General features: G+C 65.4%; 2 protein-coding genes. One reads left to right on the plus strand and one right to left on the minus strand.

The window, feature by feature from the left end; translation table 11 throughout:
• Positions 1-284: 284 nt before the first annotated feature.
• On the minus strand, positions 285-1,577 hold the full coding sequence (locus AC07X4_RS23860) for an AI-2E family transporter (protein ID WP_233193792.1): 1,293 nt from the start codon (positions 1,575-1,577) through the stop codon (positions 285-287).
• A gap of 176 nt (positions 1,578-1,753) precedes the next feature.
• Between AC07X4_RS23860 and AC07X4_RS23865 the strand changes: the two genes are divergently transcribed.
• On the plus strand, positions 1,754-2,451 hold a 698-nt coding region (locus AC07X4_RS23865), incomplete at its 3' end, for a hypothetical protein (RefSeq protein ID WP_494741533.1).

Consider the following 2,451-nt stretch of genomic DNA (forward strand, 5'->3'; position numbering starts at 1 on the left):
GGTTCGGTGAGTCGCCTTGCGGGTTCGGCTCATCGATGGGTTGAACTGTACGCCGATGGTGTTCAGGGAAAAACCACCCAGTCGCAAACTAACTGTTCCAGTATTGGAAACAATCACCAACGACAGTTGGGTGGCGCAGTTGCGCCCTGGTGTTCGGTAATTCGGGGAGCTGCATCTCTGGTGCGATGCCAGAGTCCACGTGTGGAAAGGTGCCGAGATCCGGACCGCACGAGCCGCAGTGACGGCGTTAGTGGCAGACACTGCGTGCTCGGTGGCCAGGTCGCTCAGTCGCCCAGCAACTCGCCCACGGCCTTCAGGTCTTCCACCCGGTCGCACACGGCCTTCACGGCCATCATCACCGGGATGCCCAGCAGCAGTCCCCACAGGCCCCACAGCCAGCCCCAGGCCAGCACGCTGATGAACACGGCCACGGGGCTCATGCTGCTGGTGCGGCTGGTGAGCCAGGGGGTCAGCAGGTTGCCGATCAGCGTGTGGATGACCAGCGAGGCACCGCCAATGGCCATGGCCATGTCGAGCGTGCCAAACTGCAAGAAAGCCACCAGGGCCGAGGCCCCTGTGACCAGCGCCGAGCCGATGTATGGCGCGAGGTTGAGCACGGCGGCCACCACGCCCCATACGGCGGCGTTTTCCAGCCCCAATGCCCAATAGGCCGCGCCGGTGGCCAGGCCGACCAGCACGCTGGTGAACACCTGCAGCAGCAGATAACGCTGTATCTGCTGGGTGATGTCCTGCAGTACATGGATGGTGACCTTGCGCCGCTCCAGGCTGGTGCCCGCAATGCGCAGCAGCTTGTCTCGGAACAGGTTGCCCGAGGCGAGGGCAAAATAGGTCAGGAACACCACCACCATCAGCTGCCCCAGCGCCGACATCAGGCCCATGGTGCCGCTCCATAGGTAGTCGCGGATGTTGAAAGGCGGGCGCTCCACGATCACCCGCTGCACGCCCCGGCGGGGCGCTGCGCTGCTGGCGCTGTTTTCGTTGGCGGCCTGCTCGATCTGGGTGGCCGCCTTCTGCACGGTGTCCAGCGGACTGCTGCCACCCGCGCGTGCCTTGAGGTTGTCGCGGACCTTCTTGGCGGCGACAGGGACCGAGTCCACCAGTTGGGCCGCCCCGTCACTCAGCGACCAGGCCGTGCTGGCCAGCCCGGCAACGATGGCCACCAGCAACAAGCCCGCCCCCAGCGCCCGCGGCACATGCCACCGGGCCATCATCTCCACCGCTGGCCGGAGTGCAATGGTCAGCAGCAGGCTCAGCATGATCGGGATGAACACCGCACTGGCCCAGTGCAGCAGCGCCACGCTGGCGAACAGTGCCAGCAGGGCGAGGGAGAGGTTGCGCACGTCCACAGGCATGTGGAGCATGAGGGGCGCGTGAGGCGCTGGTGCTGAAACCGGAGGCGCAGGGACTGTGGGTGCGTCTGCGTGCGCGTCGGCGATTGGAGTGTGGCTGGCATCTGCTGCGACCTGGCTGGTCACCGCTTGGTCGGGGCTGCCATCGTCAACGGCGGCTGTCGTTGGGCTGGTGGGTGCGGAAGGAGCAGCAGAGGGCGCGGTCATGCGCGGATTGTGCGGCAGGCCGGGTACGTGCTTTGTAGGTGGCCATCCCAACGCCGGCGGCGTTGGCAAAGTGCGACGGAAAACGGGGTTTGTTCCCGCGATGGTGCTTTGCTGAGGCCATTAGGATGATGCGATGCAATTGGACGGCATCACAACATGACAAGGGGCGTGTGCGCATGAATCCTCAACACTCCCTCCGTGGGCGCGTGTTCGCGATGGCAGCACTGGCGGTGTTGCTGGGCGGATGCTCGTCGCTGGATGTTCCGCGTGCCGACAACTATCCAGCCACCGACCAGAAGAAAGCGCGCGCCGTGCACCACTGGGATGTGTTGGCCGACGACGTGGCGGGCCGCATCGCGGGCAAGATCGGTGCCTGGCCAGCCGGCGAGTACCCTATCTACCTGGCGCCGAGCCCTGGCGACACTAGTTTCAACAACGGCTTTCGCAAGCTGCTGATCACGCGCCTGCTGGATCGTGGCGTGGTGTTGTCCACGCAACCCACGGCAGTCACGCTCACATTCGAAACTCAGGTGGTCCAGCACAACGCGCGCGTGCAAACCTGGGGACCCATGCCGTGGACGCGTCTGGCGCTGGGCGTGGGCGTGGCGCGAGACTGGTATCTGTTTCGCCAGGGCGTCGGGTCGATGCTGGCGGGCGTTGCCACCCTTGGCGCGGTGACGGACCTCACGCAATACGCCATCGACGGATCTGCCGCAGGCGGGCCGACGCGCACAGAGGTGCTCATCACGACGTCACTCGAAAGCGGTGACCGCTATCTGGCGAGCACGGCAGACGTGTACTACGTCGAACCCGATGATTCGCCGCTGTACAAAACGCAGTTACCACCGCCTCCGCCACCACCGCCCCCCCCACC

It is taken from the genome of Acidovorax sp. GW460-11-11-14-LB4 (assembly GCF_059423685.1).